Source organism: Pseudomonas sp. CBZ-4, from assembly GCF_000346755.1.
Taxonomy (GTDB): Bacteria; Pseudomonadota; Gammaproteobacteria; order Pseudomonadales; family Pseudomonadaceae; genus Aquipseudomonas.
Map to the genome: position 1 here is coordinate 1 of NZ_ANNV01000078.1, position 5,618 is coordinate 5,618.

Genomic DNA, 5,618 nt, shown 5'->3' on the forward strand with positions numbered 1-5,618 from the left:
CACCGCTATCGCAGGCAAGCCAGCTCCCACATTTTGATCTCCATGTTTTCAGGGAGATTGGAGTTATTTCCTGGCGATGATGACGGCCCGCATCGGCGCCGGCAGCCCTTCAATCGTCTTGCTGTGATCTTCAGGATCAAGGAAATCACTCAACGACTGATACTTCATCCACTCCGTCCCACGCTGTTCCTCGACGGTCGTCACGCTCACATCCACACAGCGCACATCACTGAACCCGGCGCGGCGCAGCCACAGCATCAACGCCGGCACCGACGGCAGGAACCACACGTTGCGCATCTGCGCGTAACGGTCTTCCGGCACCAGCACTTGTTGCTGATCGCCTTCCACCACCAGGGTTTCCAAGACCAGTTCACCACCCTTGACCAGGGTGTCTTTCAGCGCGAGCAAATGCTCGATAGGCGAACGCCGGTGATAGAACACGCCCATGGAAAACACCGTATCAAAGCCTTCCAGATTCGCCGGCAGGTCTTCGAACGGGAACGGCAGGTGCCACGCCTTGGGTTCTGACAAATAACGCTGCACCGCCTGGAACTGGCAGAAAAACAGCCAGTTCGGGTCGACGCCAATCACGCTGTCGGCGCCGGCGCCGAGCATGCGCCACATGTAGTAGCCGTTGCCGCAGCCCACATCGAGGATGCGTTTGCCCTTCAGGTTCAAATGCGGTGCCACCCGTGACCACTTCCAGTCCGAGCGCCATTCGGTGTCCACATGCACGCCGAACAGGTGGAACGGGCCTTTGCGCCACGGGCTCAGGCCCATCAGGGCGGTGTGCATCTGTGCGCGTGTTTCGTCGTCGCAATCGGTGTCGAGGGTCAGGCCGTTGAGCAAATCCACGTCGCTGGGCTGGATCTTCGGCAGCGCATCCAGCGCGCTCTGCCAGCGCTCCAGGTCGCCATGGCCTTTTTCCATCTTGCTATCGAGTTGCGCTTGCAGGCCTTGGGCCCACACGGCCAAGGGAGTGCCGACCAGATGGCGGGCGAGGGGAGACAGATCAATCATGGCAAGGCAATCAACGAGGCAAAGTTAAGACACTGGAACCACGGCACGACTGTCGAGAACCCGGCCGCCAGCAGGCGTTCGCGGTGTTCTTCGAGGCTGTCGGGCTTCATGACGTTTTCGATGGCGCTGCGCTTCTGGGCGATTTCCAGTTCGCTGTAGCCGTTGGCGCGTTTGAACGCGACGTGCAAATCGGTGAGCAACGCGTGTTCTTCGGGATCATTGAAGCGCAGCTTTTCCGAAAGGATCAGCGCGCCCCCCGGCAACAGCGCCTGGCGGATGCGCGTGAGCAAGGCCAGGCGCTCATCAGGAGCGATAAATTGCAGGGTGAAGTTCAGCGCCACCACCGAGGCCGGTTGGAATTGCAACGCGAGGATATCGCCCTCGATCACCTCCACCGGCAGCAACTCCTGGAACATCGAGTCCTGGCCATTGAGGTATTCGCGGCAGCGCTCGACCATCGCCGCCGAGTTATCCACCGCGATCACCCGGCAGCCATCGGTGCGCACATGGCGACGCAGGGCCTGGGTCACGGCGCCCAGGGATGAACCCAGGTCGTAGAGCACGCTGTTGGGCTGGGCAAACTGCGCCGCGAGCACACCGAGGTTTTCGACAATGGTCGGGTAACCGGGCACCGAGCGCTTGATCATGTCCGGGAACACCCGCACCACGTCCTCGTTAAAGGCGAAGTCCGGCACCTGGGACAGGGGCTGGGCGAATAGGCGATCGGGTTCTTTGCTCACGGTTGTTCCGGCGACGAAAAGGGGAAAGGCCGGCATTTTAGCCAAGTTGGCCCTCGTGTGCGCGGGTTGTCTGATGGAAAGCCGACGCGGTGATGCCCCACTGCCCCAGCCAGTAAGTGGCGATCAACAAATACGGCGCCGCATCGAACGCCAGCACAAAGCGGTTGATACCGATCAGCGTGTCGGAAAACACAAACGACGCCGCACCCGCCGCCGCCAGCAGCGCCGAACGTTTCGGTACATCGCTGGCCAACCGCGCCAGCGCACGCCAGAGCATGGCGCTGATGACCAGCGCGTAAACCACCACCGGGATCAGCAAGTCGCCAAGGCCGTGGGAAATCAGGATGCTCAGCAGCACTGCGCCGACGCCCAGCGCCAAGAGCAATGGCAGCAGCGCCAAGCGCCGGCAGTCACTGAAATAGGCCTTGAGGTACGCCAGGTGCGCCAACAGAAACGCGCCGAGGCCAAAGATAAACAGGTCCCCCGGCCAGGCGAGCAGCACGTCGCCCACCAGGGAAAAAATCAGCCCCAGGCTGATCCAGCGTCGATAGTCGGTGGGCGGTGCATCATGCAGCCAGCCCAGCAGCGCCAGCACCGGCAGCGGTTTGACCAGCAGGCACAGCAAGGTGGCGTGGGTGGCCAGGCCGTAGATAAAGGTGCCGGCGCCCATCAACGCAAGAATCATCCATGGCATATCAGTTCACCGTAATGGCGCAGTCGAAAGTGTCGGCAGGTTCGGCTTCGGGTTCCCAGGGTTGCTGGGAGGTCAGGCGCAAACGGCCCTGGCCTGCGGCGAAGGCCTGGAAGCGCCAGGTGGATTGCCCGCCGCCGCCGATCACGCCGGATTCACGGCTGCTGTAGACCTCGGGGCTCAGCGCGCGGAGCACGCCGCCGGCGGAATCCTGGATGGCCCAGCGGTAGCCGGTGGTGGGGTTGCTGGGCAGGGTGAGGATCAGGTTCTGCCCGGTTTTGAGCTGCAGCGGGCAGGCGCTTTGCGCGTCTACGCTGATGTTTTGCTTGGGGGCACTGGCGCACCCAGCCAGCAGGGCAAGGCTTAGGGGGATAAGCAGGCGGGCAGCGGTCATGGAGGCTCCGTTGATTCACGACGAAGGGCGAGCATAACCGAAGATGAGACAAGGTGTGACAGGAGGGACATGCGTTATGGCGGCTGACGCCATCGCGGGCAAGCCCGCTCCCACATTTGACCGATCTGTCATCAACAACACCGATTAATGTGGGAGCCGGGCTTGCCCGCGATGAGGCCAGTCCAGGCACTACATCACCATCAGAAGAGCACCTTGGCCACATCCGCAAACCGCTTGGCAAAGTGCACGGTCATGCCTTCCTTGAGGTACTCCGGCAACTCCTCGAAGCTGCCACGGTTCGGCTCCGGCAAGATCAGTTCGTGAATCTTCTGGCGCCGCGCCGCAATCACCTTTTCACGTACCCCGCCAATCGGCAGCACATGCCCGGTCAACGTCAGCTCGCCGGTCATGGCCACGCCTTTTTTCGGCGGCTGGTTACGGGCCAGCGACAGCAACGCACTGGCCATGGTCACGCCGGCGCTCGGGCCGTCTTTTGGCGTGGCGCCTTCCGGCACGTGCAAATGCACGAAGGCTTCGTCGAAGAACTTCGGGTCACCGCCAAACGACTTCAGGTTCGAGCTGATGTAGCTGTAGGCGATTTCGGCAGACTCCTTCATCACTTCACCCAACTGCCCGGTGAGCTTGAAGCCGCGATTGAGCGTATGAATGCGCGTCGCCTCGATCGGCAAGGTCGCGCCGCCCATGCTGGTCCAGGCCAGGCCGGTGATCACACCGGTACCGGACAACACCTGCTCGTTGCGGAACACCGGCATGCCCAGGGAGCTTTCCAGGTCCTTGTTGCCGATCTTGATCACCGAGTCCGGCTCATCCAGCAACTTGACCACCGCCTTGCGCACCAGTTTACCCAGCTGTTTCTCCAGCTGGCGCACCCCGGCTTCGCGGGCGTAACCGTCGATCAACGCACGCAGGGCGCCGTCGCTGATGGTCAGGCTGGTTTTGGCCACGCCGGCTTTTTCCAGCTGTTTGGGCCACAGGTGGCGCTTGGCGATGGCGACTTTTTCTTCGGTGATATAGCCCGACAGGCGAATCACTTCCATCCGGTCCAGCAACGGGCCGGGGATCGAATCGAGGGTGTTGGCGGTGCATACGAACAGCACTTTGGACAGGTCCAGGCGCAGGTCCAGGTAGTGGTCGAGGAATTCGACGTTCTGCTCCGGGTCGAGGGTTTCCAGCAGCGCCGACGCCGGGTCGCCCTGGAAGCTCTGGCCCATCTTGTCGATCTCGTCGAGCATGATCACCGGGTTCATCACCTCCACATCTTTCAGCGCTTGCACCAGCTTGCCGGGCAAGGCGCCGATGTAGGTGCGGCGGTGGCCCTTGATCTCGGCCTCGTCGCGCATGCCGCCGACGCTGAAGCGATAGAACGGCCGCCCCAGGGACTCGGCGATGGATTTACCGACGCTGGTCTTGCCCACGCCCGGCGGGCCCACCAGCAGCACGATGGAACCGGCGACTTCGCCTTTATAGGCGCCCACCGCGAGGAATTCGAGGATGCGGCTCTTGATATCGTCCAGGCCCGCATGGTGTTTATCCAATACCTTGCGCGCGTGTTTCAGGTCGAGTTTGTCTTCGCCATACACGCCCCACGGCACCGCCGTCGCCCAGTCGAGATAGTTACGCGTGACGGCGTATTCCGGCGAGCCGGTTTCGAGGATCGACAGTTTGTTCAGTTCTTCATCGATGCGCTTCTGCGCCTGGGCCGGCAGCACCTTGCCTTGCAGGCGCTGTTCGAACTGCTCGACGTCGGCGCTGCGGTCGTCCTTGGTCAGCCCCAGTTCCTGCTGGATGACCTTGAGCTGTTCCTTGAGGAAAAACTCGCGCTGGTGCTCGCCGATCTTGCGGTTCACCTCGGCGGAGATTTCCTTTTGCAGGCGCGCGACTTCCACTTCTTTGCGCAGCATCGGCAAGACTTTTTCCATGCGCTTGAGCATGGGCACGCAGTCCAGCACTTCCTGCAACTCGTTACCGGTGGCCGACGTCAGCGCGGCGGCGAAGTCGGTGAGGGGCGACGGGTCGTTGGGGCTGAAGCGGTTGAGGTAGTTCTTCAACTCTTCGCTGTACAGCGGGTTGAGCGGCAGCAGCTCCTTGATCGCATTGATCAGCGCCATGCCGTAGGCCTTCACCTCATCGGTCGGCTCGGACGGCTGGTGCGGGTATTCGACCTCCACCAGGTACGGCGGGCGATGGTGCTTGAGCCAGGTCTTGATACGCACGCGGGTCAGGCCCTGGGCGACAAATTGCAGCTTGCCGTTCTCGCGGCTGGCGTGGTGCACCTTCACCAGCGTGCCGTACAGCGGCAGGCTGGAGGTGTCGAAATGGCGTGGGTCTTCGGGCGGCGTGTCCATGAAGAACAGGGCGAGGTTGTGGTGATCGGATTTGCTCACCAGCTCCAGGGTCTCGGCCCACGGCTCTTCGTTGACGATCACCGGCAGCACTTGCGCGGGGAAGAACGGCCGATTGTGGATCGGGATGATATAGACCTTGTCCGGCAGGTTTTGCCCAGGCAGCGCCAGGCCAGTGTTGGACGAAGGGGATTCAGCGTTTTCGGGGTCGGCGTAGTCGTTGAGGTCGTATTCGGGGAATTCTTGCTGGTCGCTCATGGGGCACCTGCATCAGGAAGTATGCAGGTTAGATGGGGCGGGGTAGCGGTGGTTTCAATGGTCAGGTGAAGTTAGCAACATATTGCATAGTATTTGCCTCAGCACGAACCCTGTGGGAGCTGGCTTGCCTGCGATAGCGGTGTGTCAGTCAA

At 61.8% G+C, this 5,618-nt stretch carries 5 protein-coding genes; all 5 read right to left on the reverse strand.

Annotated elements, in window-relative coordinates:
- Positions 1-63: 63 nt before the first annotated feature.
- The gene (gene cmoB, locus B348_RS0109930) at positions 64-1,020 is read right to left on the reverse strand and encodes a tRNA 5-methoxyuridine(34)/uridine 5-oxyacetic acid(34) synthase CmoB (RefSeq protein WP_017735969.1); all 957 of its coding nucleotides are present in this window, start codon (positions 1,018-1,020) and stop codon (positions 64-66) included.
- Positions 1,017-1,796, reverse strand: coding sequence for a carboxy-S-adenosyl-L-methionine synthase CmoA (gene cmoA, locus B348_RS0109935; RefSeq protein WP_177325326.1), 780 nt, complete (start codon positions 1,794-1,796; stop codon positions 1,017-1,019). The genes cmoB and cmoA overlap by 4 nt, the downstream gene beginning before the upstream one ends.
- A 1-nt stretch (position 1,797) precedes the next feature.
- Positions 1,798-2,454, reverse strand: coding sequence for a lysoplasmalogenase (locus B348_RS0109940; RefSeq protein WP_026136699.1), 657 nt, complete (start codon positions 2,452-2,454; stop codon positions 1,798-1,800).
- A gap of 1 nt (position 2,455) precedes the next feature.
- Positions 2,456-2,845, reverse strand: a complete 390-nt coding sequence (locus B348_RS0109945) for a protease inhibitor I42 family protein (RefSeq protein ID WP_017735972.1) — start codon at positions 2,843-2,845, stop codon at positions 2,456-2,458.
- Positions 2,846-3,045: 200 nt separating this feature from the next.
- Positions 3,046-5,466, reverse strand: coding sequence for an endopeptidase La (gene lon, locus B348_RS0109950; RefSeq protein WP_017735973.1), 2,421 nt, complete (start codon positions 5,464-5,466; stop codon positions 3,046-3,048).
- Between the last annotated feature and the right edge of the window lie 152 nt (positions 5,467-5,618).